Annotated in this window: 25 protein-coding genes; 7 read left to right on the plus strand and 18 right to left on the minus strand. The window is 52.4% G+C overall.

Going from position 1 to position 25293, the window contains the following annotated elements; translation table 11 throughout:
- Nucleotides 1-299, plus strand: a 299-nt coding sequence (locus tag A1332_RS06505; protein ID WP_231890228.1) for a hypothetical protein, incomplete at its 5' end; no start/stop codon positions are given.
- On the opposite strand, the gene A1332_RS06510 is transcribed toward A1332_RS06505, so the two are convergent.
- A complete protein-coding gene (locus tag A1332_RS06510; protein WP_064007746.1) occupies nt 282-788 on the minus strand; it encodes a YkgJ family cysteine cluster protein in 507 nt (168 codons plus the stop codon). The two genes, A1332_RS06505 and A1332_RS06510, sit on opposite strands and share 18 nt — an antisense overlap.
- A gap of 378 nt (nt 789-1166) precedes the next feature.
- On the opposite strand from A1332_RS06510, the gene A1332_RS06515 reads away from it, so the two are divergent.
- The 3 genes from A1332_RS06515 to A1332_RS06525 all read left to right on the plus strand — a co-directional run bounded on the left by A1332_RS06515 (nt 1167) and on the right by A1332_RS06525 (nt 2566).
- A complete protein-coding gene (locus A1332_RS06515; protein ID WP_231886643.1) occupies nt 1167-1331 on the plus strand; it encodes a hypothetical protein in 165 nt (54 codons plus the stop codon).
- Nucleotides 1332-1434: 103 nt separating this feature from the next.
- The gene (locus A1332_RS06520; RefSeq protein WP_064007748.1) at nt 1435-1824 is read left to right on the plus strand and encodes a glycine zipper family protein; all 390 of its coding nucleotides are present in this window, start codon (nt 1435-1437) and stop codon (nt 1822-1824) included.
- Between the two features lie 187 nt (nt 1825-2011).
- The gene (locus A1332_RS06525) at nt 2012-2566 is read left to right on the plus strand and encodes a hypothetical protein (protein ID WP_064007749.1); all 555 of its coding nucleotides are present in this window, start codon (nt 2012-2014) and stop codon (nt 2564-2566) included.
- An 89-nt stretch (nt 2567-2655) separates the two neighbouring features.
- On the opposite strand, the gene tpx is transcribed toward A1332_RS06525, so the two are convergent.
- From tpx to queF, 13 genes are all read right to left on the minus strand, one after another.
- Nucleotides 2656-3159 carry a thiol peroxidase gene (gene tpx / locus A1332_RS06530; protein WP_064007750.1) on the minus strand — a complete coding sequence of 168 codons (504 nt, stop codon included), beginning with the start codon at nt 3157-3159 and terminating at the stop codon, nt 2656-2658.
- A gap of 26 nt (nt 3160-3185) precedes the next feature.
- A complete protein-coding gene (gene der / locus A1332_RS06535) occupies nt 3186-4577 on the minus strand; it encodes a ribosome biogenesis GTPase Der (protein ID WP_064007751.1) in 1392 nt (463 codons plus the stop codon).
- 4 nt (nt 4578-4581) lie between these two features.
- The gene (bamB, locus tag A1332_RS06540; RefSeq protein WP_064007752.1) at nt 4582-5793 is read right to left on the minus strand and encodes an outer membrane protein assembly factor BamB; all 1212 of its coding nucleotides are present in this window, start codon (nt 5791-5793) and stop codon (nt 4582-4584) included.
- Between the two features lie 28 nt (nt 5794-5821).
- Nucleotides 5822-6478, minus strand: a complete 657-nt coding sequence (locus A1332_RS06545; protein WP_064007753.1) for a YfgM family protein — start codon at nt 6476-6478, stop codon at nt 5822-5824.
- A gap of 33 nt (nt 6479-6511) precedes the next feature.
- On the minus strand, nt 6512-7798 hold the full coding sequence (hisS, locus tag A1332_RS06550) for a histidine--tRNA ligase (RefSeq protein WP_064007754.1): 1287 nt from the start codon (nt 7796-7798) through the stop codon (nt 6512-6514).
- 17 nt (nt 7799-7815) lie between these two features.
- Nucleotides 7816-8541 carry a type IV pilus biogenesis/stability protein PilW gene (gene pilW / locus A1332_RS06555; protein ID WP_231890229.1) on the minus strand — a complete coding sequence of 242 codons (726 nt, stop codon included), beginning with the start codon at nt 8539-8541 and terminating at the stop codon, nt 7816-7818.
- Between the two features lie 25 nt (nt 8542-8566).
- A complete protein-coding gene (gene rlmN, locus A1332_RS06560; protein WP_064007756.1) occupies nt 8567-9679 on the minus strand; it encodes a 23S rRNA (adenine(2503)-C(2))-methyltransferase RlmN in 1113 nt (370 codons plus the stop codon).
- On the minus strand, nt 9654-10085 hold the full coding sequence (gene ndk / locus A1332_RS06565) for a nucleoside-diphosphate kinase (protein ID WP_020485277.1): 432 nt from the start codon (nt 10083-10085) through the stop codon (nt 9654-9656). Before ndk ends, rlmN begins: the two co-directional genes overlap by 26 nt.
- Nucleotides 10086-10233: 148 nt before the next feature.
- Nucleotides 10234-12081, minus strand: coding sequence for a protein translocase subunit SecD (gene secD / locus A1332_RS06570; protein WP_064007757.1), 1848 nt, complete (start codon nt 12079-12081; stop codon nt 10234-10236).
- A 75-nt stretch (nt 12082-12156) separates the two neighbouring features.
- Entirely contained in the window at nt 12157-12507 is a 351-nt protein-coding gene (gene yajC / locus A1332_RS06575; RefSeq protein WP_082879572.1) for a preprotein translocase subunit YajC, read from the minus strand.
- A gap of 108 nt (nt 12508-12615) precedes the next feature.
- On the minus strand, nt 12616-13476 hold the full coding sequence (gene asd, locus A1332_RS06580; RefSeq protein ID WP_064007759.1) for an archaetidylserine decarboxylase: 861 nt from the start codon (nt 13474-13476) through the stop codon (nt 12616-12618).
- Nucleotides 13473-13757, minus strand: a complete 285-nt coding sequence (locus A1332_RS06585) for an EscU/YscU/HrcU family type III secretion system export apparatus switch protein (protein ID WP_064007760.1) — start codon at nt 13755-13757, stop codon at nt 13473-13475. The genes asd and A1332_RS06585 overlap by 4 nt, the downstream gene beginning before the upstream one ends.
- Before the next feature lie 7 nt (nt 13758-13764).
- A complete protein-coding gene (queF, locus tag A1332_RS06590; RefSeq protein ID WP_064007761.1) occupies nt 13765-14154 on the minus strand; it encodes a preQ(1) synthase in 390 nt (129 codons plus the stop codon).
- 294 nt (nt 14155-14448) lie between these two features.
- Here queF and A1332_RS06595 point away from each other — a divergent pair, with 294 nt between their 5' ends.
- Nucleotides 14449-14808 (plus strand): hypothetical protein, encoded by a 360-nt coding sequence (locus tag A1332_RS06595; protein WP_064007762.1) that lies wholly within the window; start codon nt 14449-14451, stop codon nt 14806-14808.
- Nucleotides 14809-14865: 57 nt separating this feature from the next.
- Here A1332_RS06595 and A1332_RS06600 read toward each other — a convergent pair whose 3' ends face one another.
- The 4 genes from A1332_RS06600 to nhaD all read right to left on the minus strand — a co-directional run bounded on the left by A1332_RS06600 (nt 14866) and on the right by nhaD (nt 20618).
- Entirely contained in the window at nt 14866-16743 is a 1878-nt protein-coding gene (locus A1332_RS06600) for a potassium transporter Kup (RefSeq protein WP_064007763.1), read from the minus strand.
- A gap of 150 nt (nt 16744-16893) precedes the next feature.
- On the minus strand, nt 16894-17613 hold the full coding sequence (locus A1332_RS06605; protein ID WP_064007764.1) for a response regulator: 720 nt from the start codon (nt 17611-17613) through the stop codon (nt 16894-16896).
- Nucleotides 17610-19145, minus strand: a complete 1536-nt coding sequence (locus tag A1332_RS06610) for a DUF4118 domain-containing protein (RefSeq protein ID WP_064007765.1) — start codon at nt 19143-19145, stop codon at nt 17610-17612. The genes A1332_RS06605 and A1332_RS06610 overlap by 4 nt, the downstream gene beginning before the upstream one ends.
- 24 nt (nt 19146-19169) lie before the next feature.
- The gene (nhaD, locus tag A1332_RS06615; RefSeq protein WP_157203963.1) at nt 19170-20618 is read right to left on the minus strand and encodes a sodium:proton antiporter NhaD; all 1449 of its coding nucleotides are present in this window, start codon (nt 20616-20618) and stop codon (nt 19170-19172) included.
- Between the two features lie 370 nt (nt 20619-20988).
- Between nhaD and smc the strand changes: the two genes are divergently transcribed.
- A complete protein-coding gene (gene smc, locus A1332_RS06620; protein WP_064007766.1) occupies nt 20989-24489 on the plus strand; it encodes a chromosome segregation protein SMC in 3501 nt (1166 codons plus the stop codon).
- Entirely contained in the window at nt 24489-25226 is a 738-nt protein-coding gene (locus A1332_RS06625; RefSeq protein WP_064007767.1) for a cell division protein ZipA C-terminal FtsZ-binding domain-containing protein, read from the plus strand. The genes smc and A1332_RS06625 overlap by 1 nt, the downstream gene beginning before the upstream one ends.
- The last annotated feature ends 67 nt before the right edge of the window (nt 25227-25293 follow it).

Here is a 25293-nt window from a genome sequence, read left to right on the forward strand (position 1 = left end):
AAAAGCATACGGTAATGAACAAAATAGACTACGGGCGAAATTGCCCGCTTGCGCGATACTTGGAAGAGGTATCGATGATAGACAATGGCGGTCGCAAAGCCCAGTTCGCCAGCACTTTGTTACTCGGGCTCGGCTATCCGCTATATATCAAGCCACCCGACAATAAATTCAATGCGTATTTGTTGCGGCAAATTCAGGAGGAAAAGCAGAATGATCTATTGTCGGAAGTGGCAAGTATTTGTTCGCATTGCCCCCAATCAGTTCACTGCGAGGCTGGAGCCTCATTTCAAGTCTGCTAGAAACCAATCCGTAAACCACTCCGGTAATTCGCGCGACTCGCCTAGCGCAAGTAGCCGATGATCAATGCCGTCATGGTTGCCCCACACCACTTCGCTCAGCGCGCCGGCGCTTACGCGCGATTCGATGTCCTTGCAGTAAAGCCCTAGGTCGTGCTGGACATAGAAACCGTAAGTTCGGCAAGCGATAGGGCGGTGGGCATAGACCCGGCAGGCGCCTTTCGCTTTGTCCAGCAGCGGGCAGATGACCGGGCGCGATGTCTGACCGGCCTGCGCGGCTATTGCCCGGCCGATTTCCTGAAGTTGCTCCGGGGGTAAGGCCATTAGGCCTTCTTGCAGACAATGCCATTCCTCCTCTGTGATTTTGGGTACTGCGGCAAGCCGACGACAACAGCCGTCGCAACCCTGGCGGCATAGCCAATCGGATTGGCTGTCCCGGATGGTTTTTACGCGCGTGTCTATATCTGTCTGGAGTTGGGTGAGGGTATTCATTTGAATATACTGTCTGTTTAATTCTACTTTGTCAGATTATTTTCTAGGTCTTCATGCCCGCTGGGATACCCACAGGTCACAAGAGTGGACATCCAGTGCCACGGATGACAGCCTTCTAGCTATCCATGCAGCCTGGATTCCGGCGATCCATGCCGGAATGACGACCTTTGACAAAGGTTGTAATGTAATCTAACAAAGTAGAATTAACCAGGTTTTGCAAAGCCTTTCCGAGCATGACGCCGGTTCGGCGTGAGCTGTATAGGCAGCCGCTTTTAACCGGATCCTAATCAAAGCTTAAGTAGATTTTAAGTCGCCAAACTTAGAATTTTCCGCAAGTGAATAACTTACGGAGTGATTATGTGCGACTCGAATACTTTAATGAATCAACAGCTTGGCGAAAAACGCATTGGCGGCGGCACTTATGTTGCCATTGACGGCCTATTGAAATATTGCATAACAGCGCCCTTACTCGAGCTGCCGATAGATTTTAAGGAATGGTACAAACCCACCGGCACTAATATCCCGCAACTTTATCAACTCTAATGCGTGCCGAAGCATCTCTCCCGCAGCGGCATTCCTCTATGTCTCAAGCATAAATGTCGAAATTTTATCTAACGATTTAAACCTGTCTGTTTTTGGAGAAAAAATGACACAAAAATATTTACCCACTATTTTGGTACTTGCCACATTAACCAGCGGCTGCGCATCCATGAGTGGCTGGCATCCGATCATCGATCCGCGCTTAGACCAACACCCCGATACCACGCAGCGCGACATGGTCGAGTGCAAGTCACTGGCGGAACAAGCGTCGGATATCACCAAAGAAATCGGTATGGGCGCGGGTGTCGGTGCGGTTACCGGTGCGGCGGGTGGCGCGGCAGTCGGTGCGATAGCCGGCAGTGCTGCAACCGGTGCTGCGGGTGGCGCTATTTTGGCTATTCCCGCAGGATTATGGGAAGGTTACAAAGCTAACGAGGGCGTTAAACGGGCATTTAAAACCTGCATGCGTCAACGCGGCCATACGCTGGTTAACTAAAGAAAATCTCTGAAAATACCTCAGTCCCACGTAGCGCATTCAATTGCAAGCTGGGCGCCCACAGCGCGGGAGCAACAATATTAAGGGGGCGGTTTAATAGTCCTAGACACACTATAAATATCCGTTATCAGGCATCGGCTTGATACTATATCGTCTGGATATTTGTTGAACTTATTTAGAAATGACGATGCGTGAATTAACCGACCGAGAGTTGTATCAGGCCCTGCAATACGCCAAAAGCCAGGATGAAAATGCTGGCCGCGCCATACTTCAGCAATTCCAAACTGAGCAGAGCGCCTTGGCGCAAACCATCTTTGGGGTGTTTTCGGCTTTGATTGCCGACAAAGATCGGCTCCTGGCGAATGTATTCATGGATCTTTGCTTCGATGTGATTTGCGTATTCAGGCATGCTTTCGGCGATTTGCCGAACCAGCGGGAATTGAACATGGAATGGTTGCAGAATACCGCCACCTTGCTCGATACGGAGTTGCAAGCATTCATGCCGGGTAAGGAGATGGATACGAAATTCCGCGACAAATTTCAGAACCGATTTACCGAGCGTATGATCGATAGCAATTCGCAAGTGGGCTTGGTTAAATTCATGGACGAAGCGATCAGCGAATATGTCGCCGAAAGCCCGGCCGACCCTGAAGCGGTTCGAACCACTCGGAGCATGATATTTGTGGTTATTCAGCTATTTTGCGCGATGTACGATCAAGCGGAACGCCAGGCCAAGGCTTAATAATTTCTGCGGCTAGGAGTAGCCCGGACGTAGATAGATCTTTAGCCTGTTCTTTGCGCCGAGTTGAAAATTTGACTCGGCGCTCTGGATTACGGTTGATGCAGAGCGGCCAAGGCGCTGACATAATCCGGCTCATCGGCAATTTCACTGACCAGTTGGGTGTAGATCACTTTGTCGTTTTCATCGATGATGACGATAGCGCGGGCGGTCAGACCGGCCAAAATGCTGTCCAATAGTTCGACGCCATAGTCGTGTGCAAATTTGGAACGAAAGGTCGAGAGCGGCACGACGTGTTTGATGCCCTCGATTTCGCAAAACCGTACTTGCGCGAAGGGCAGGTCGGCGGAGACTACCAGCACCACGGTATTGTCCAGATGTGCGGCTTTTTCGTTGAATTTGCGGGTCGAGGTGGCGCAAGTCGGGGTGTCCAGGCTGGGGACAATATTGAGCACTTTGCGTTTGCCGGCGAACTCAGCCAAGCCCACGTCCTGCATTTTTCTATTGGTTAGCTGGAAATCCGGCGCTTGCGTACCTACCGACGGTAAGTCGCCGATAGTGTTGATCGGCTTGCCTTGGAAAGTGATGGTTGCCATAAGAATGCTCCAGGTATCTTGAGTTGTTATTTTTTCCGTTTACTGAAATCGATCAAGCGTTTGCGTTTTTTAACTTGGCGATCGCTTAGCGGATTTTTCTGGCCTTGAAACGGGTTTTCCGGCGACTTGAATACCAAGCGTATCGGTGTACCGGTCAGTTGCAACTGGTCGCGGAAATAATTCATCAAATAGCGCTTGTAGGCGCCGGGCAGGGAGTCGGTCTGGGTGCCGTGTATTACTACTACCGGCGGATTGCGGCCGCCCTGGTGCGCGTACTTCAATTTGATCCGGCGGCCACCGACCAATGGCGGCTGATGCGCGGCCAGCGCGTCGGTCAAAATCCGGGTCAGCAATGGCGTTGACATGTCGGTCATGGCCGAGTCGTAAAGAGTATGCACCACATCAAACAACTTGCCGACGCCGCTGCCGTGCAAGGCAGAGATGGGATGTTTTTCTGCAAACTCCAGAAACGACAATTTGATTTCGATCTGTTTTTTCACGAAATCGCGGTGTTCGGCGTTCAGGCCATCCCATTTATTCAAGCCGATGATCAAGGCCCGGCCGGCTTCCAGCACCAAACCTAAAATATGCGCATCCTGATCGGTCACACCTTCGCGGGCGTCAATCAAATAAATGACCACGTGAGCTTTCTCGATGGCTTGCAGCGATTTGATGATGCTGAATTTTTCCACCGTCAACGATACCCTGGAGCGGCGGCGCATGCCGGCGGTATCGATCAGGGTAAACTTTTGGCCGTTGCGTTCGAAGGGAATATAGATACTGTCGCGCGTTGTGCCGGCTTCGTCGAATACCACCACGCGTTCTTCGCCGAGCAGGCGATTCACTAGCGTCGATTTACCGACGTTCGGCCGGCCGACAATCGCGATGGCGATACCCGGATCTTGCTCTTCGAATTCGTCCGCGACCACCGGCAACAGCTCGTCGATGCGATCCAGCAAGTCGTGGACATTGCGGCCGTGGGTGGCGGCGATACCGATGGGCTCGCCCAGCGCCAGACTATAAAAATCGTTGGTCACGGTATTGCTGTCGATGCCGTCAACTTTATTGACCACCAGCACCACCGGTTTGCCGAGCTTGCGTAGCATGTCGGCGATGGCTTCGTCGGTGGCGTTCAGGCCATCGCGGGCGTCGACCATGAAAAACACCACGTCGGCTTCCTGCAAGGCGATTTCCACCTGCTTCTTGGCGAATACATCTATGCCTTCTTGTTCGTTGGTAATACCGCCGGTATCCACTATCAGACAATCGCGTTCGCCGCGTTTGACGCGACCGTATTGCCGATCGCGGGTTAGGCCGGGATAATCGGCGACTAATGCTTCGCGACTGCGGGTTAGATAATTGAACAGCGTGGATTTGCCCACATTGGGGCGGCCCACTAGGGCTATAACGGGTAACATGGATTTATTTTGCTCTCAAGGCGGCCAAGGTGCCGTCTTTGGCGTAGATGAAAACAGTGTCGTCCACGACTACCGGCTTGGCTTCTATCGCCGCTTTACTGACCTGAATGCGGCCCAATTGGCGGCCGTCGCTATTGGACAGCCAATGTACATAGCCTTCGAAATCGCCGACTACCACATAATTTTGATATACCACCGCCGCCGTCAATTGGCGGTTGTGTAAGTCTTTTTGTTTCCACAACGAGGCGCCGCTGCGTTGATCGAGCTGCCAAACCTCGCTTTGCGTATCGCTGACATAAAGATAACGATAATCCAGGCTTAGGCCGGTGTAGGACGACACCGCTTCGTTGCGCCACAGTACGTCGCCGTCCACTTCCGAAACAGAGGACGCGCCGCCGGTGAAGCCGGCAATATAAATCGCGCCGCGCGCGGCGACCGGATCGACATCCAGATCGACCAAACGTTCGACTTCGGAACGGCCGCTCGGAATCGCGATGGTGGCTTCCCAGATGGATTTACCGTCTTTCAATTGCAGGGCTTCCAGCTTGCCGTTAGCCGAGCCGGCGATCACATTGTCGTCAATGATGATGGGCGCGCCGGTGCCGCGGATACTCAAGGCCGGTACGTTGTGCTCGAAGGTCCAGAGTTGTGCGCCGTTATCTTCTTTTAAGCCGATGATCTTGCCGTCGGTGGTCCGGACGATGACGATCCCGCGACTCACCACGGGAGCGGCCAATACTTCGCTGGGCACGTCGACTTTCCAGCGTTGTTCGCCGCTGGCTTTGTCAAAACCTATGACTTCGCCGGTACTGGTACCCATCACCACCGTATGTACACCCAGACCGGGACCCGCCGAGAAGCTGTAATCGGTGTTGTTTTCCCAGGTCAGGCTGCCGTTGCCGGCCCCGCGAGCTTGCAAATGGCCTTTGTTGTCGCCGACATACACAGTGCCTTCGGCAACTGCGGGTATCAGTTTCAGATATTTTTCGTCCGCGCCATTACCGATTGATTCCTTCCACAGCACCTCGACTTGCACTTCAGGGGTATATTCCTGCAAGGCGGCCGGTGGATCGGCGTTGTCGTCGTCGCCGGTGATATATTCCGTTAAGCCCGAGATAAAGTCGCGTCCGGCATCCAGTCCGGCGCAGCCGGCCAGCATAGGCAGACAAGCAAGCAGCGGGAAAAGTGAGCGGTATCTGAAGTTCCTGATTAACATGCTAAAGCGTGTATCCGTTGGAGTGAGCTTAATTGGCGGTCGCCGGGGCAGAGTTGCTCGGCGTCGCGACGTCGTCCAGCTTGAACTGCGTCAGCGGGGTGGCTTGACCGGTTCTGATTGCGCTTTGGTAAGCGCTACGGGCTTCGTCCAAGCGGTCCAGCGCGACGTACAGGTCGCCCTGTAATTCGTCGTAACTGGCGGAAAAGCCTTCGGATTTGGCCGGATCGACCGCAGCGATCAGTTGCAAGCCTTGTTCGTATTGACCGGTAGCCAGCATTAATTGAATCAGGCGCAGACGGGCCACGTGTCTTAATTCATCACTGTCGGCATCCTTGATCGATTTTTCCAGAATCACTTTAGCGCCTTCCAGATCGCCTTTTTGCACTTTGCTTTTGGCCATTTGCAGGCCGGCATAGTGGGCGTAAGCGGTACCCGGAAATTCGATAGGCAAGCGTTCCGCCAGTTTTTCGGTGGATTCGCTATTGTCCTTGGCCGCGCTGTCCAATAATTGTTGGTACATTTGTGAGGCTTGGGCGCGTTTTTCCAATTGGTGGTTTTGCCAGAGATTCCAGCCGCTCACCAAGACGATGGCGGTGACCACGCCGGCGATCAATGAAGTTTGATTGGCTTCCCACCATTTTTTCAACTGTTCCAGCTGTTCTTCTTCGGTATCGTAAATTGCCACGGTAGTTCTCTTCTATTCTCAGGTTACAAGGGATTATCGGCTGTGCCAGTCTTGCAGGGTTTGCAGGAGTTGGTCGTGATTGTGCGTGCTTTGTTCGGCGTCGATGCGCAAGGGTTTCAAAGCCGCTTCGCCGCGTTGGGCTTCGTCGTCGCCGATGATGATGGCGTACTCGGCACCCGATTTATCGGCTTTTTTAAATTGGCTCTTGAAACTGCCGGCGCCGCAATTGACTTGCAATTTCAAGCCGGGAATCGCATCGCGAATGCGTTCGGCCAAGCGCATGCCGGCCACTTCGGCGCTGGCGCCGACGCGTATCATGTAGACGTCCGTGGTACGTTCGACCGGTACGTTATCCAGCAACTCGAGCAGGGCCAGGATGCGCTCCATGCCCATCGCAAAACCGATAGCGTGATTAGCCTTGCCGCCCAGTTGTTCGATCAGGCCGTCATAGCGGCCGCCGGCACAGATGGTGCCTTGCGAGCCCAAATGCTCGGTGACCCATTCGAATACGGTTTTCCCATAATAATCCAGGCCGCGCACCAAGCGGGTGTTCAATTGGTAGGAAATACCCAGATCATCCAAGGTGGCTTTCAAACTGTTGAAATGCGCCAGGCTCTCTTCACCCAGATGCTCAAGCAACACCGGCGCTTGTTGCAACATGGCCTGCATATCCGGGTTTTTGCTATCCAGAATGCGTAATGGGTTGGTTTCCAGACGGCGCAGGCTGTCTTCGTCCAAAACCGTCAGGTGTTGTTGGAAATATTCGACCAGTTTGCCGCGATAGGCCAGACGTTCTTCGCTGGTGCCAAGGGAATTGATTTGCAACTCTACTTTGTCGCGAATGCCCAGTTGCTTCCAGAGCCTGTCGGTCAGCGCGATGATCTCCGCGTCGATGTCCGGGCCGGGCATGCCGTAGGTTTCCACGCCCAGTTGGTAGAACTGCCGGTATCGGCCTTTCTGCGGGCGCTCGTGACGGAACATCGGTCCGTAATACCACAAGCGGTGGCTTTGATTGTGTAATAAACCGTGCTCCAGGCAGGCGCGCAAACAGCCGGCAGTGCCTTCAGGGCGCAAAGTCAGGGAGTCGCCGTTGCGATCGTCGAAGGTGTACATTTCTTTCTCGACGATGTCGGTGACTTCACCTATCGAGCGTTTGAACAGCTCGGTTTTTTCGACGATGGGTAGTCGGATTTCCTGATAGCCGTACGCGCCCAGAACTTGTCTGGCTTGGCCTTCCAGCCATTGCCAATAAGGCGATTGCTCGGGAAGGATGTCGTGCATGCCGCGGATGGCCTGAATGGCCTGTTGTTGTTTTGCCATGATGCTTTAATGCCGGATTATTTGCTGATCGCGGTTTTTACTTGTTGAGCCTCTTTGGAAGCAGGAAATGAGCTAATCAATTGCTCGCGGTATTCTTCCGATATTTTGCTGTTACCCAGCGCCCGTTCGGTTTGAAACGCTATCCACAGCGTTTCCGGGGTATGTTTGGCGACACCCAGGTAGCGTTCTAAAAACGCCCGGGCCGACATGAACTGGCCGTTCTGATAGCTGATACGTTGCATCTCCTGCAAGGCCGGCGAATAATCCGGCTGAGATTGCAGTGCCTGACGAAAATAGTCTTCCGCACGTTGCATGTCGTTTTGCTTTGCATGGCAAACGCCCAAATTGGTCAGCGCGAACCAGGGCCGGGTATTCATGGGCGACGCCATGGATTCTTGCAGCAGGGCGACGCCTTTGTCGAATTTGCCTTGCTCGCACAAAAAACGACCGTAGTTGTTCTTGATGCTGAAGTTATCCGAGTCTTTACTCAAGGCTGTTTGATAGCTGTCGCTGGCCGCTTCGGTTTGCTTGATGCGCTCGTAGAAGACCGCCAGCGCGTTATGGGTTTCCGGATTGCTGGAATCCAGCCGCACGGCGGTTTCCAGTTTTTCCTTCGCGACTTCGAGCATGCCCATGTCCAGGTAGCGGGCGCCCATTTGCAAATTGAGTTTGGCTTTTTCGGCGTTGCTCATCGTGTCGCGGGTCTCCGGCAGCAAGCCGCAGGCGCCTAGCAACAAGCTCATCAGCACTAATCCGCGAGCTGTTCGCCTATTGACCATGCGAGAGTCCTTGCGCTTGCAGCTTTAAATGTCTGCGGCTTTTGTCTTGTACTTGACCGACCAATTGCCCGCAGGCCGCGTCTATGTCTTCGCCGCGGGTCTTGCGGACGGTGGTGACGATGCCGGCATTATGCAGAATATCCCGAAACTTCAGGATAGCGGCGTTACTGGAGCAGCGATAGTGCGATTGCGGAAACGGATTGAAAGGAATCAAATTCAGTTTGGACGGCACGGTTTTCAATAGTTTGACCAAGGTACGCGCGTCTTCCGGGCTGTCGTTGATGCCGTCCAGCATCACGTATTCAAAGGTAATGTGCTTGCGCGGGCCGGTTTTGGCATATTCGCGGCAGGCTTCCATCAATTCTTTTAGCGGATATTTGACGTTGATCGGCACCAGCTGGTCGCGTAATGCGTCATGCGGGGCGTGCAAGGACACGGCGACGCTGACGTCGCAGACGTCGTTCAGGCGTTTCATCGCCGGGACGATGCCGGAAGTGCTGATGGTGACGCGGCGTTTGGACAGGCCGTAGCAAAAGTCGTCCATCATTAAATTCATTGCTGCGACGACGTTATCGAAGTTCAGCAGAGGCTCGCCCATACCCATCATCACCACGTTGGTGATGCGGCGTTCCGGACCCAGTCTTTGTTGCGCCAGATAGAGCTGGCCGATGATTTCGGCGGTGGACAGGTTGCGGTTGAAGCCTTGTTTGGCGGTCGAGCAAAAGGTGCAGGCCAGTGCGCAGCCCACTTGCGAGGATACGCACAGGGTGGCACGACGCTCTTCGGGGATGTAAACCGTTTCCACCCGATTGCCGCAGTGCATCTGCACCGCCCATTTGGCCGTGCCATCGGACGCCAGTTGTTCGGCGACGATTTCCGGGGCCTTGATGTGGCAGTGTTCTTTTAAATGACTGCGTAGCGATTTGCTCAAGTTGGTCATCTCGTCGAAATCGGAGACACCTTCCTGATAAATCCATTTCAGCACTTGAGTGGCGCGAAACGGCTTTTCGCCGAGCTCGACAAAAAAGGCTTGCAGGCCTTTCCTGTCGAAATCCAGCAGATTAATCAATGCTGGCTTAGCGGATACGGTCGCAGAGTTCATCAGCTGAGAAGAAGTAAGCGATTTCGCGTGCAGCGGATTCCGGTGCATCGGAACCGTGGACGGCGTTTTCGTCGATGCTGACCGCGAAGTCGGCGCGAATGGTGCCGGGTGCGGCTTCTTTAGGATTGGTGGCGCCCATCAGTTCACGGTTTTTCAGAACCGCGTTTTCGCCTTCCAACACTTGCACAACGACAGGGCCGGAAGTCATGAAGCTGACCAAGTCTTTGAAAAAACCGCGCTCTTTATGCTCTGCGTAAAAACCTTCGGCTTGTTCTTGGCTTAATTGCAGCATTTTTGCTGCGACGATGCGCAGGCCGTTTTTTTCGAAGCGGCTGACAATTTCCCCAATCACATTTTTAGCGACTGCATCAGGCTTGATGATTGAGAAAGTACGTTCGATTGCCATTGTGTAACTCCAGTGAGGATAGTGATTGAAAAATTAATTGCGCATTATAACTTGTCAGGCCGGGTGTTGAAAAACACCCGGCCGAATAGTGCTTTCCCGGAACCGCCGAAGCGGCCCGGTTTGCGGCGCCGAACCTAAAGTTTTTCGGCTAGATGGAAATTTTGTCGGCGCGATGATCGTTGCCGTAGAACCAGTTGACCAACATCCGGGTGCCGGTGACGGCGGTAAATACCGAAGTGGCGATACCAATCATCAAGACCAGCGCGAAACCTTTAACCGGGCCTGTGCCGAAGCCGAACAACAATACAGCGACGATGAAGTGAGTCACGTTGGAGTCGAGAATGGTCGCAAACGCTTTTTCGTAACCGACGTAAATACTTGCCTGCCGGCTGAGACCGTTGCGCAGTTCCTCGCGGATCCGTTCGTTGATCAGTACGTTGGCGTCCACCGCCATACCCACTGTTAACACGATACCGGCCATGCCTGGCAAGGTCAGGGTGGCTTGCAACACCGACATGATGGAGATCAGCAGCACTACGTTGAACAACAAAGCAAAGTTGGCGATCAAACCGAAAGCGCGGTAATAAACGACCATGAAAAATACGACCAGCAGGAAGCCGGCGGTAATCGACATCATGCCTTGATCGATATTTTCCTGACCCAAACTAGGGCCAACAGTGCGTTCTTCGACGATTTCAACCGGAGCGGCCAATGCGCCTGCTCTGAGTAGTAAGGCCAAGGTGCGGGCTTCTTCAGGGCTATCCAGACCGGTGGTTTGGAAGCGTTTGCTGAAACTGTCGCGGATGGTGGCGACGCTGATGACTTTTTCGACTTTTTCTTTGTGCTGGACTTTCTCGCCGTTAACGACTCTAGTCTCGGATTTGTACTCGATGAATACCACAGCCATCGGCTTACCGATATTTTCCTGGGTCATCTTACCCATTTTCTTGGCGCCGACACCATCCAGCGTGATGAATACGGCAGGTGAGCCGTCTTGGTCCAAGCCTGATGATGCATCGGTGATCTGGTCGCCGGTAACAATAACCGCGCGTTTCAACAGTACTGGGGCGCCGTTTTTGTCTTTATATAAACGGCTGCCGATAGGTTCGTGGCCGCCCAGGGCCGACTGCACATCATGCTCCACGTCAACCAAACGGTATTCCAGTGTGGCGGTGGTACCTAACAATTCTTTCGCGCGGGTAGTGTCTTGCACGCCGGGTAATTGCACGACGATGCGGCTATCGCCTTGTTGCTGAATGATAGGCTCGGCTACGCCCAGTTCGTTGACCCGATTGCGTAGTGTGGTGATGTTTTGGCCCAGCGCCGCTTTCTTGATTTCGCGCAGGTTACGTTCGGGGATGTTCAACGTAAATTCATTCGGACCGCTTTCCACTAAATCCAGTGTGCGGAAATCTTTGTTCAGCACTTCCGTGGCGGCAACTTTGGATTCTTCGTTAGGCAGCACGACTTTGATGCCACCAGATTCCTTCGAAACTGATTGATAACGAACTTTTGCATCGCGGAAGGCCGAGCGAATATCGTTGGTATAACGTTCTTCAGCCTGCTTCAGCGCGCTGTCCATGTCAACTTCCAATAGGAAGTGCACCCCGCCGCGTAAGTCTAGGCCAAGATGCATAGGGTTTGCACCGAAAGCGCGCAGCCAAGCAGGGGTGGCGGGTGCTAAATTTAAGGCGACTGTGGCTTTGCCGGACATTTGTTCGCGCAGCATATCCGCCGCTTTCATTTGATCGTCGGTATTGTTGAACCGCGCCAGAATTTTGCCTTCGGCAAATTCGAAGCTTTTCAGCGCGAAACCAGCGTTTTTGATGCTGGCGGCGACCGCGTCAGCCTGAGACTGCTGCAATGGCGTCGGGTTGGACGAAGCCAATTGCACTGCCGGGTCGTTGCCGTAAAGATTAGGCAACGCGTAAATCGTACCAACCAGCAGCACGAAAATTACTAGGATGTTTTTCCAGACAGGGAAATGATTTTGCATGGTTATTCCATTAAAAGCAGTGACAGCCAGGCTGTTGCGAATAAAAGCGGGGGATATCGCAGGGTTAAAGCAAACTTATTCTTTGGTTTTTTTGCTGTTCAAGGTTTTGTAAGTGCCTTTGGGCATCATGTTGGCGATGGCGTGGCGCTGTACTTGAATAAAGCTGTTATCGGATACTTCCAATTTGACGAAGTTGTCGTCCAGTTCGGCCACTCTACCGAGGATGCCGCCGGTGGTAACGACTTCGGCACCTTTACCCAGCGCTGCCAGCATTTGTTTTTGTTCCTTGGTGCGCTTGGATTGCGGGCGGATGAACAGGAAATAGAAAAAAATCAGAATGCCCAACGGGAACAGCATGCCTTCAAAACCGGGTTGTACGGCGGTGGGCGCTGTTTGGGCCAGCGCATCAGAAATCAAGAAACTCATGGTAATCCTCTTATTGTTATCGTCGTTTTAATGGTCCGGCCGGGCGGACAGGCGCGCATTATGCCACACTAGCAGTGCTTATCACATTACGCTGTCGATTTGCCCGGCTTATGCTAGCGTCCGGCCGATTGCCTCGCCCAGTTGCACCGCTTTACCGCTGGTGAAGTCGTCGTTCCAGGCTGTTTTTTCTTTACCGAACAAGACGATAATGGTTGAGCCCATATTGAACCTGCCCATTTCCACGCCTTTTTCAAGAGTCGGTGCGTTTTCTTCATAACGCCAAGTTCTGGGTGCGCTGATGCTCGGCGGCGTTACTACACCGTGCCAGACGGTTTCGACGCTGGACACGAAAATCGCGCCCACCAGAATCAAAGCCATCGGCCCGGCGTCGGTATCGAAAATACAAGCTACGCGTTCGTTGCGCGCGAACAGATTGGGCACGGCGCCGACCGTGGTGTTATTCACGCTGAACAGCCGGCCGGGAATATGCACCATTTCTTTCAAAGTGCCGGTTAAGGGCATATGCAGTCGGTGATAATCCTTCGGCGATAAGTAAATGGTGGCGAAGGAACCGTTTTCAAAGGCCTGTGCCCGTTCGGCGTCGCCGCCCAGCAATTCCAGCGCGCTGTAGTCGTGGCCTTTGGCTTGGAAAATACGACCGTTGCTGATCGGTCCAGCTTGGCTGACCGCGCCGTCCGCCGGGCAGGCTATTGCGTCGGCTGCTGAGGCAATTTGTCTGGCACCGTCTTTTAATTCTCGGGTAAAAAAATCATTGAAGCTAGGATAGTGATCCAGGTCTTGAAACTTGGCTTCCTGCAAATTCACGCCGTACATCTGCACGATGGATTTGATAAACAGGTTTTTCCAGGTTTTGTTTTGGCAATGGGTCAATTTGGACATCAAGCCGGAAAGGGCGTGATGCGGCAACGCGTATTGCGGCAGCACGGTAAAGATTTCTTTTAAGTTCATGATTCGGAATCGGGGGTTTTGCCGCTGATGAAATAAGCAAAGGCGATGACTTCGGCGACGGCAATATAGAGTTGTTGGGGGATTTCCTCGCCGAGCGGGACTTGCGCCAAAATGCGCGCCAGTTCCGGTTCGTTTTGCAGCGGTACGCCGTGTTTTTCGGCGATGGCCAGGATTTGTTGAGCGGTAAAGCCTTCGCCTTTAGCCGTAACTTTGGGCGCATTTTTGCCGTCGTACTTTAGCGCAACGGCAATGTCGCTGTTATAGAAGGTTCTACCGCTCACGTCAGGTTTAAGGCAGATTGACCAATTCTGGTGCCTGCCAGCTTGGGTCGCGATGCTCGGAGATCACCGTGGTGTAAATGCCGCCGCGTACATTGAATTCGGCGCGCAGGCGCATAAAGTTTGGTGACGTGGCTGCGACGATATGGTCGAGAATCTCGTTGGTAACCGCTTCATGAAAGGCACCACGCTCGCGAAAAGTCCACATATACAGCTTTAAAGACTTGAGTTCCACGCACAATTTGTTAGGTACGTATTCCAGAACCAGTTTGGCGAAGTCGGGTTGGCCGGTCATCGGGCATAAACAGGTAAATTCCGGGATGTCGATGCGAATCGTAAAGTCGCGCGCCGGCCTGGGGTTCTCGAAAGTGGTAAGGTCTGCGCTGGGTTTTGTAGTCATTGCTTGATTTGGGTTGCTAGGGATTCCAGAGTGGCGAATTGGACGTCCGCCGGTTAAGTCTGGTCATATTTTACCAGCTAAGATGCGATAACGTATTAAGCATTTAAACTCAATGAGTTATCGTATGATTTTGCGGTAGCGGGTGTGTGGGGTTACGGGTTTGTTCTTCCTAAACGAGTCGAAACAATTGATTCGCACAATTGTCAACAACTTGCGGCGAATGATGTAAAATTATCGTTAAGGCGAATCGTAAAAACCGCTAGAATGTAAGTTCAATTTGCAGGGGAGTCGACGATGGAAATCAACACTACATACCCAAACCAAAATACCTTGGCTAGCCAAGGCGTATCCAGAGAGCAAAAAGCCGGCGCTATTGAAGAATTGGCAGAGCGCAGAAAGGCTGCGAATTCTCAGAGTCAGGTCGAAAGAACCGAGCCAAGTCCAAGCGACACGGTCAGTTTGTCCCAGGAATCTTTGAAATTGGCGCAGGCCGCCAGCGGACAAAATAGCGACAGTCAGGCCAGAATCAACAGTCCGGAGCAGGCGCAGCAGGTGGTTGGAAAGTTGATCTCGGACATCCAAAACAATCCAGGTCAAGCTCAATCCGCTGTTGCCAATCGTTCGCTGTCCAAATTGGGTGCTTTGTTGAACTAGCATGAGTTGTATTCTTAAAGTGCTGCATGCCAGTCTTGAGCTGGTTGCAGCATCCGTCTACAACAGAATACGCATACCCAACTCAACCACCCGATCCACCGGTATTTTGAAGTACTCAGTAGGGCTTGAGGCGTTGTGATACAAAAATCGAAATAACGCGCGCTGCCACTGCGGCATCGGGCAGTGGCGGCGGAAAGACAATTTCTCGCTGGCGACAAAAAAAGATGCTGTTTTCTGATCGATTACCAATCCTTCCTTAGCGCAAAGCTGCAAGGCGCGACGCATGTCGGGCTCGTCTTGAAAGCCAAAATACAGTTTCACCCGAAAAAATTTGCCTGTTTCACCGAAAACTCGAAGTTTGATACGTTGGGATTCTTCTACGGTCGGTAAGTTTTTGGTGACGATCGTCATAACCACCATTTGCTCGTGCAAAACGTGATTGTGTTCCAGGTTGTGTAGCAGTACTTGCGGCACGCCGTGCAGGTTTTTCGCTAAATAAATTGCAGTACCGGGAACGGTTTCCAATGGATGGGTTTGAATTTGCTGCTCCAGCTCTTCGAACATCAGCCTTTTTTCATCCATGTTTCTGGCAAGCAGCTTGCGGCCCTTGATCCAAGTGGTCATTAGCACGAACAAGACGCCCCCAACAGTAATTGGCAGCCAGCCACCCTCGGTAATTTTCATGCTATTGGCCAGAAAATATAAGATATCCAGGGCTAAGAAAAACGATAGAAAATTGATGCTGGTGAACCTGTTCCAATGCCATAACTCGGAAATTACGATAAATGCCAATATGGTGGTGGTAATCATGGTGCCGGTCACCGCCAAGCCGTAAGCGGAAGCCAGTGCCGTGGAGGATTTGAAGCCGGCGACCAAGATAAACACCGATGTCATCAACAACCAGTTCACTGCTGGGATGTAAATTTGCCCCATTTCGTCGCCGGATGTGTGGCGGATGTTCATACGCGGTGAATATCCCAATTGAATGGCTTGTCGTGTGAGGGAAAATGCCCCGGAGATAACTGCTTGCGACGCTATCACTGTCGCTAAGGTCGAAAGCAGCAATAGCGGGTACAAAGCCCAAGTTGGTGCCATTAGGTAGAAGGGGTTTTCTATTGTCTCTGGATGCCCGATCAAGAGTGCGCCTTGTCCGAAATAATTTAGCAATAATGCGGGAAAGACAAAGCCAAACCAAGCGAAACGGATCGGTTTCAAGCCGAAATGTCCCATGTCGGCGTACAAGGCTTCCGCGCCGGTGATGACCAACACAACAGACCCCATTATCAAGTAGCCCTGCCAGCCAAGTTCATGTAGCAAGCTAAAAGCATAATAGGGATTAACTGCTTGCAAGACCTCCGGTTGCTGGACAATATTGATCACTCCCATGACTGCCAATACCACAAACCAAACGCACATGATGGGCGCAAACAATTTGCCGACCGCCTCTGTGCCACGCGCCTGGATCATGAATAAAGCTCCCAACACGCTGAAGGTTACAGGCAAAACATAGTGCTCTAGTTGCGGCGTGATAATTTGCAAGCCTTCAACCGCACTCAGCACGGAAATGGCCGGGGTAATAATCGCATCGCCATAGAACAGTACAGCCCCGATCAAGCCGGTGGTGACGATATATTGAAATTTCCGAGGATTATCTTTAGCAGTCTGCAAGGCCAGCGCCAATAACGCCATAATGCCGCCTTCACCTTTGTTATCCGCGCGCATGATAAAAATTGCGTATTTGGTGGTTACTACCAGGGTAAGCGACCAAAAAATCAGTGATAACGCCCCCAGGATGTGCCCCGTATCGGTAGTTAATCCGGCATGAAACACCTCCTTTACGGCATATAGCGGGCTGGTGCCAATGTCGCCGAATACGACTCCGATGGCGCTTAAAGTTAAAGTTTTAATCGATGATTGGTTTTGATCAGCAGACATTGCAGTTTAAGGATTTTTTGCGCTGGGGCGATGAGGCGGCGTGTTTGGATCAGGCGCCAAGATTTTGGTCGGTTGTCGGTGGTAAAACGAAGCGGCGAAATATACGGACTTATATATAAAAAAATCGTAAAAATTAACGGGCTTGAGCGATTAAACAAGCGGTTTGGAAACGTCAGTATCAGCATCAATCGCCATGCGATAACCCACGCCGACTTCGGTCAGTAAATAGCGGGGCCGCGCCGGGTTGACTTCCAGCTTGTGGCGCAATTGCCCCATATAAATACGCAGATAATGTTGGTCGTGGATGTGTTCCGCGCCCCAGACCTCCTGAAGTAGCTGGCGATGAGTGACCACCAAGCCGGCATGGCGAATCAGAATGCCGAGCAATCGATATTCGATAGGGGTGATGCGTACTTCATTGTCGGCGACGAATACTTTACGACGCGTGAGATCGACACGTAACTGACCGGTTTCGAAAATCTCTTGGTTGCCAAGGCTGCGCGTCACTCGCCGCATCAAAGCTTGTAGTCGAGCATGCAACTCGCCGCTGCCGAAGGGTTTGGTTAAGTAATCGTCGGCCCCCGCATCCAGTGCCATGATTTTGTTTTGTTCCTGGCTGCGTGCCGACAAAATCAGGATGGGTAGATCCGACAATTGCCGCAAGCGTCGGGTAACCGCGATACCGTCCATGTCAGGCAGCCCTAGATCCAAGATCACGATGTCGGGATGTTCGCTATTCAGCATCGCCAGCCCGGATTTGCCGCAATCGGCTTCGACTGTGGACCAGCCGCGATGGCTGAGACTGGTTTTCAGGAAACGGCGGGTTTGCGCGTCGTCCTCTATCAATAAAATCAACGGCGTTGCCGTCATGCCACGCTCCCCAGAGCTTCCGATTCTGCAAGCAGCGGCGGCGCATGCAGGGGTAGTTGGATACTAAATTCCGCACCTTTGCCGGCGCGGTTATCGGCTTGAATAAGCCCGCCATGCGCCTCGACGATAGCCTTGCACAATGCCAGTCCCAGACCTACCCCGTTTTGCTGGGTTTCGGTGGCGCCGCGATAAAATTTCTCGAAAATCCGGGTTTGTTGATGCTTGGCAATGCCTGGGCCGTAATCGGTTATGCTTAAGCGGAATCGCTCCGGTAGCGCTATGGCTTCGATGTCAATGGGGCTGCCCGGCGCAGTATACTTAACCGCGTTTTCGATCAGATTGACCAGTACCTGTTCCATCAGTACCGCGTCGATCCACAATAGCGGCAAGCTATCCGGCAGCAGCGTACGTACCGGTCTGTCCTGCAAGTGCTTATCCAGGCGGTTCAAGGCGCTGCCGACGATTTCTTCAATGGCGTTCCAGCTGCGGTGCAAAATGATCTGACCGCTGCTCAAGCGGGCCATATCCAAAATTTTGCCGGTGAGCTCAGACATGCGTTGCGCTTCGTCCAATACCGATTGATTTAAATCTTGGCGCTCCGCGGCTGATAATCCGGCATCGCTCTCGATGGCGGTGCCAACGGCGCCAATAATGCGGGTCAGCGGTGTGCGCAAGTCATGGGAGATGGAGCTTAATAGGGCATTGCGCAAGGCTTCGGTTTCGGCTTGTAGATTGGCTTCTCGGGCTTGGGCGGCTAGCTGAAGCCGTTCCAAGGTTTGCGCGATTAAATGGCAGAAGGTGTTTACTTCCGGTGTTTGTCTGGTCAAGGCTTCACTTTTTAGGATAGTTAACACGCCCTGCACAGCGCCAGACCCTTGCAGCGCGTAATAGCTTAAAGGCTGCTGCTGTCTGACTTCGCCCGTCTCGAAGGCTTGCTGTGCCAGTGTAAGGTCGATGCTTCGCAATGAAATGGGCAATACTTGATTTGTCTGGATTTGCAGGCTGTTCTCGGTATTGGCAATCAGCAGCATCGAATCGGTGCCGAATTCATTGTCAATATGCTCGACCGCGATGCGCGCGACGGCGTTGTGATCCTGGGCTGCCGATAGGTCGCGACTCAATCGATACAGCGCATTGGTATGCGATTCCCGTTGTTTGGCTAATTCGGCTTGCAAGCGCGATTTTTCAAGCAAGCTGCCGGTAACGTTCGCGACAATGATCATCACCGCCAAGCCGACGATATTTTCCAGGTCGCTAATCGCAAACGAGAAAATTGGCCGGGCAAAATAAAAGGCAAAGGTTGGCGCGCTGAGTAGCGAGGCGACAATGGATGGGCTACGGCCATAGCGGCTGGCGACCAGAAAGACACCCAGCAAGTAAGTCATCAGTATGCTGGCCGGCCCCAACAGGTCGCGCAAAGGCCAATCAATCAGCGTGCAAATGAAGGGCGCGGCTACACCCCAGGCATGGCCGATGAAACGCTCGTTATTCGCTAGATTCCGCGTGGAGCCGAAAATTTCAGAGAGTTTCATCGGTGCTTTTAACGGCTCAGCTGCTTAGAAAGACCCGGCATTGACCAGCATATGCGTACCGATGCTGGCAAAGTATGCCAATATGATTACCGGGCACCATTTCATATGACTGCCAAATGTATATTGTCCTTTGGCTTGGCCCATTAAACCGATTCCCGGCGCGGAGCCTATTGCCAGGAGGCTGCCGCCGACGCCCAACGTCAAGGTCAGCAACAGCCATTGTCCTTGCGGAATATCGGGATGCATGGTTAACACCGCAAACATCAGTGTGCCGTTATCGACGAATGCCGACGATAATCCGATCATCACATTCGCCAGTGTCGGGCTAAATTGCCCGTATAGCACCTGAGATATGGCATCAAGATAGCCGATAAAGCCCAAGCCGCCGATTCCCATCATCGCGCCGTAGAAGAACAGTAGGGTATCCCATTCCAGTCGGCCCACTTTATCGAAAATATCCAGGCGTTTGGCTTCTATAGACAGGGAATTCAAATCGCCGCCACCGAAAAATAGCGAAAATTCCGATTGTTGCTGATTGCTTGGTTTATCGGATTTTTGCAGGTAGAAATAAAAGAACTGTAACAAGGACAGACCTGCCATCATGCCGGCTGCCGCCGGTAAGCCCAACGCCATATCAAAACCAACCGCCAAGCCGATGGTCACGCCGAACAGGAATATGATGCGCTTGGCTCCGCGTGGTAACAAAATTTGCTGGGGTTCGATAATGGGTTTGTCTTTGGGTAGCGCAAAATGCATGGCTGCGGCCGGCACCAGAAAATTTACCAGACATGGAACGAACAATTTGAAAAACTCGGTAAAACCCAGCATGCCATGTTGCCAAACAAACAGTGTCGATATGCCGCCCAGCGGGCTAAATGTGCCGCCGGCATTGGTGGCAATCACGATGTTCAAACAACCCAGTGAGACAAAGCGTGGGCTATTTTTGCCGACGGCTACCACGACAGCGCCCATCAACAGGCCAGCGGTCAAGCCATTGACGATACAGGAAATTAGAAAAACTAAAAATCCCGTTATCCAAAATAGCCGCCGATAGCTAAGGTCTTTGCTGACCAGCCAGATCTTCAGCGCATCAAAAATGCCCATGTCCTCCATGGCATTCAGATAAGTCATCGAAACCATGATGAACAGCAGCAATTCGATGTAAGCCTGCAAGTTTCCCTTAAAAGCGGTAGTTGCCGGCAAGCTGTTACCGTGTTGTTGATACGCCAGGACGATGACAAACCAGATTAAAGCCGCTGCCAGCAGCATCGGTTTGGATTTGCGCAGATTGGTTACATCTTCGAGCATCGCCGAGATATATGCGACGACCATCACGACCAGCGAAAAGTAGCCAACCCAATGTCGAGTAAGATCAAGATGAAAGGACTGCGGCGCTGCTGTCGCCGGCTCGGCAAATCCGAGTCCGGGAAATATCAGCGACACTAAACCGAACAGATAAGCAACCTGCGGCATGCATTCTCCTGTTAACGAGATAAATGAAGATGCCTAAAATTGCTTTATTTCCGGCGACTTTGGGCGACCTGCGGATTTTATTTTTAGCTGTGTAAAAAAGGCGTAAAGAGGTGGTGTTTGCACGCAACGCCGCTGCATGCGCGAAACTTGAGATCGACTTTGTTAAAGGCGGCTAGAGTTTGTCGCCAGGCTTACAACTCAGGTTGGTCAAGCTGGAACAACAATGTTTTTACACATTGATTTTCGAGACCAAATGCTTCGTTCGGTTTAAGGTGCAGTGTTAAGCGGATTTAAATTCCATTCGAATCGAAACGGCATTTCGAAGATAATAGCCGGCTTTGTAAACGGCCTTGAGCGTCTCTAACCAGTCATGAAGCTGGAAAAAATCAAACTTTCGGGTTTTAAATCCTTTGTCGATCCCACCACGATACCAATCAGCGGCAATTTGACCGCTATCGTCGGTCCCAACGGTTGCGGCAAATCCAATATCATCGACGCGGTGCGTTGGGTGATGGGCGAAAGCTCGGCTAAGCATTTGCGGGGCGGCAATATGGCGGACGTGATTTTCAACGGTTCGTCGGGCCGTAAGCCGGTGAGTATGGCCTCTGTAGAGTTGGTGTTTGATAACAGCGAAGGCAAGGCCGGCGGCGAGTATTCGCAGTACGCCACTATTTCCATCAAACGCCAGGTCAGCCGCGACGGCCAATCGCTATTCATGCTCAACGGCTCCAAATGCCGGCGTAAGGATATTACCGACTTGTTTTTGGGTACCGGCCTCGGCTCGCGCAGCTACGCAATCATTGAGCAGGGTACGATTTCCCGGATGGTGGAAGCTAAGCCCGAAGACTTGCGGGTACATATCGAAGAAGCAGCCGGCGTTTCCAAATATAAAGAGAGGCGTTCGGAAACCGAAACCCGCATGCGCCATACCCGCGAGAATCTGGAACGACTGAACGATCTGCGTGATGAGGTCGAAAAGCAGATCAAGAATTTGGCCAAGCAGGCCGAAAAAGCCGAAAAATACACCGAGCTAAAAAAGCAGGAACGCCAATACAAGCAAGAGTTGCTGGCGATGCGCTGGCAAAATTTTCAGCGCTCCGCGCAGAAGCTGGAAGAAAAGCTGCAAAGTATTGCCGCCGAACACAATCGTTTGTTCGTGTTGCTGCGTGATACCGAAAAAGCCATGGAGCTGAAACGCGGCGAACAGAAAGCTCAGCAACAACATCTGGACAGCACCCAAGCCGAATATTATGCGGTGGTTGCAGAAGTCAGTCGGCTGGAACAGACCATCAAGCACAACCAAAAAAGCCATGAAGAAACCCTGGTCGAAATCAATCGCTTGAAGCTGCAAGCCGAGCAGGCGCAATCGGAATGCGAGCAGGACAGGCAGCAGTTGGAGGAGATTCGCCAGACTTTATTGGAAGCCGAGGAAACCATGATCGTGGCCCGCGAACGCGAGGAAGACTTGCTGGGCATTCAACAAGACGCGCATCAGCAAAAGCAGCAATGGCAGCAGCAGTGGGAAGCCTTTTTGGCCGAGAACGCCGGCTATCGCGAACAAGCCGAAGTGCAGCGGACCAAACTGGTACAGCTGGAAAATCAAAACCGCCAGTTGCAGACGCGCCTGGACAAATTAAACGGCGAACGCGGCGGCCTGGCCGATACTCAGTTGCAATTGGAATTGGAAACGCTCGATAGCAGCATCGAGTTGATCGAAGCCGAGCGCGAGCAGTTACAGCAACAGCTGGAAGCCGTTCTGCAACGCATCGCCGAACTGCGGCCAGCGATCAAGCAGCTGCACGATAACTTACACGTCAGCCGTGCAGAGTTGCAAAAGGTCAACGGTAAAATTAGTTCCTTGGAATTGTTGCAGCAGCATGCGATGGGTAAGGACAAAAAAGAGTTGGGCGTCTGGCTGGAACAGGTAGGCTTGGAGGAACAACCGCGCTTGGCCGAGTTTCTGGATGCCGAGGAAGGCTGGGAAACCGCCGTGGAAACGGTGTTGGGCAGTTATTTAGAGGCGATCTGTGTGGATAGCGCCGATTCGATACTGGGCGAGTTGCAGGACTTGACCAAACAATCCTTGGTGGTGTTTGAAACGCATGTCAGTCCAACCGGCGCGAGTGCCGACTCGGTGGCTTTGGCGAGTAAGCTGCGTAGTCGCTGGGACTTATCCAGTCTATTAAGCGGTATCTATTGCGCAGAAACGCTGCAACAAGCCCGGCAAATGAATTTGCAGGCGCACGAGTCAGTGGTATTGGCTGACGGCACTTGGCTGGGTAAGGACTGGATTAAGATCAGCCGGGGCAGCGACAGCAAGGCTGGGGTGTTGCACCGGGAAAAGGAATTACGTGAACTGAAGCAGCGGCAAAGCGAATTGCAGATGGTTATCGCCGAGGACGAAGCGCAATTGGCCAATTCCGAACAGGAGTTGAAGGCTACCGAGAGCAATCGCGAGCAATATCAACAAAAAGAAAAACTGCTCAGCGCCGAGTTTTCCGCAAAAAGCGCCGAATATAGTGCGCAGTCCGCGCGCTTTGAGCAGCAAAAACGTCGTCTGGAGCAACTCGATCACGAAATTGAAGAAATCAGCCAGCATCTGGCGGAAAACGCCGAAAGCATCTCCGAAGCGGAGATGATTAAGCAGGACGCCGAGCAAGCTTTGGGCGATCTGGGTGACAAGAAAACCGAATTGGAGCAACTGAATCAACAGATTCAAGCCCAGCAGCAAAACACCGACGCCTCGGTCGATGAAGCGCGCCGACATTTGCACAGATTGCATGCGCAAATCGAGTCCTTGAAATCGTCGGAAGTGCTGACCGCCAAGCAGATCGAGCGTTTGCAATTGCAGCATCAGCAATCGGCCGACCGTATCGCTGAGTTGGAAAACAAATTGCACTATTCGTTGGCGCCGCTCGACGACGAGAAAATGCAGTTGGAAGAATTGTTGGAGAGAAAAGCCGAATTCGAGGATAGCCTGCAATCCGAACGCCAGGCGCAACAAGCCAGCGAGCAGACGGTCAGTCAGTTGGCCGAACAGTATTCGCAAACGCAAAGGTCCTTGGAAAAACAAAAAGAAGCGCTGGATCAGGTGCGTTTCGAGCAACAGGACAGCCGGGTGCGGCAGCAAACGATTGCCGAGCAACTAACAGAAGTCGATGCCGATCCGGAGGCGATACTAACCAATCTGTCCGAAGGTGCTACGGAAGCCAAGTGGAAAAATGCCGTCGACGAGCTGACTGATCAGATAGAAAAGCTGGGTTCGATAAATCTGACAGCGATTGAGGAGTTTAAAACCCAGTCCGAACGGATGAAGTTTTTAAACGAGCAGCATGACGACTTGGTCGATGCCTTGAACACGCTGGATCAAGCGATCAGCAAAATCGACAAAGAAAGCCGCCAACGGTTTAAGGAGACTTTCGACAAAATCAATAATGGTCTGAAAGAGAAGTTTCCGCGCTTGTTTGGTGGTGGTCAGGCATATTTGGAATTGACCGAGGACGATTTGCTGGAAGCCGGCGTGAATATCATTGCCCGGCCGCCCGGCAAGCGCAACAGCTCGATTCATTTGTTGTCCGGCGGCGAGAAGGCCTTGACGGCTGTCGCCTTGGTTTTCTCTATTTTTGAATTGAATCCGGCGCCGTTCTGTTTGCTGGACGAAGTAGACGCGCCGCTCGACGATGCCAACGTCGTGCGCTTTTCGCAGATGGTGGAAGACATGTCGGCAACCGTACAGTTTTTGTATATTTCGCACAACAAAGTCACAATGGAAATTGCAAAACATCTGGCAGGTGTTACCATGAAGGAGCCTGGAGTATCCAGAATGGTGGCGGTTGATATTGATGAAGCAGTGAGCATGGCAGAAAGCTAATGGATAAAGAATTATTAAGAGTCGTGATTATTTTGATCGGCGTGCTGGTGATGATCGGCATGGTGTTGTGGCATTTCGTCAAATCGTTGCGAGAAAGACGCACGCCCGACGATTATTACGATGAGGACTCTTACGACGACCGAGTGGTTGACGAGTTTTCGGTCGAGGAAGATGACGATGAGATGGATGTTTTTGCGTTGGGCACCGAGTTGGTTGATGGAGATGCTCTGTTAGACGATCAAGCCATCAAGCCCAGCCCAAAACCCACGCCCGATGCCTCGCGTAAGGATGTCGAGAAAAAACAAGCCGCGACGCTGGCTAATTCGCGGCGTTTGGAATTGCCGGCCTTGATCGAGTTCAGCATCGTGGCGCGCGCCGATCAGGGATTTAACGGCGAAGATCTGTTCGAGGCTTTCGAACGTGTGGGCTTACGCTATGGTAGTGTGCGGGTATTCGAACGCGTCGATGCCAATCGCATGGTCGATTTTGCGGTCGCCAGCATGGTCGATCCCGGTACTTTCCCCGACACCGGGCTACAAGACTTTTATTGTCCCGGCATCGTGTTTTTCATGCAGCCGCGCGAGGTCGATGCGCCATTGGCGGTATTCGACGACTTCATGGAAACCATAGACATTTTGGCCGATGAGTTGGACGGCGTGGTCTGGGACAATCAGCGGCAGCCGTTGACAGCGGAAACCGTCGCGCAATTTAGACAAATATTGGCCAAGGCCGCCTAAAGCAGTACCTCGCGGGGGCAGGGCTGCCGCCGCACTTATTCAGTAAACCTAACGAATTAACTAGAAG

Origin of the sequence: Methylomonas methanica, from assembly GCF_001644035.1 — a bacterium.
GTDB classification, from domain to species: domain Bacteria; phylum Pseudomonadota; class Gammaproteobacteria; order Methylococcales; family Methylomonadaceae; genus Methylomonas; species Methylomonas methanica_A.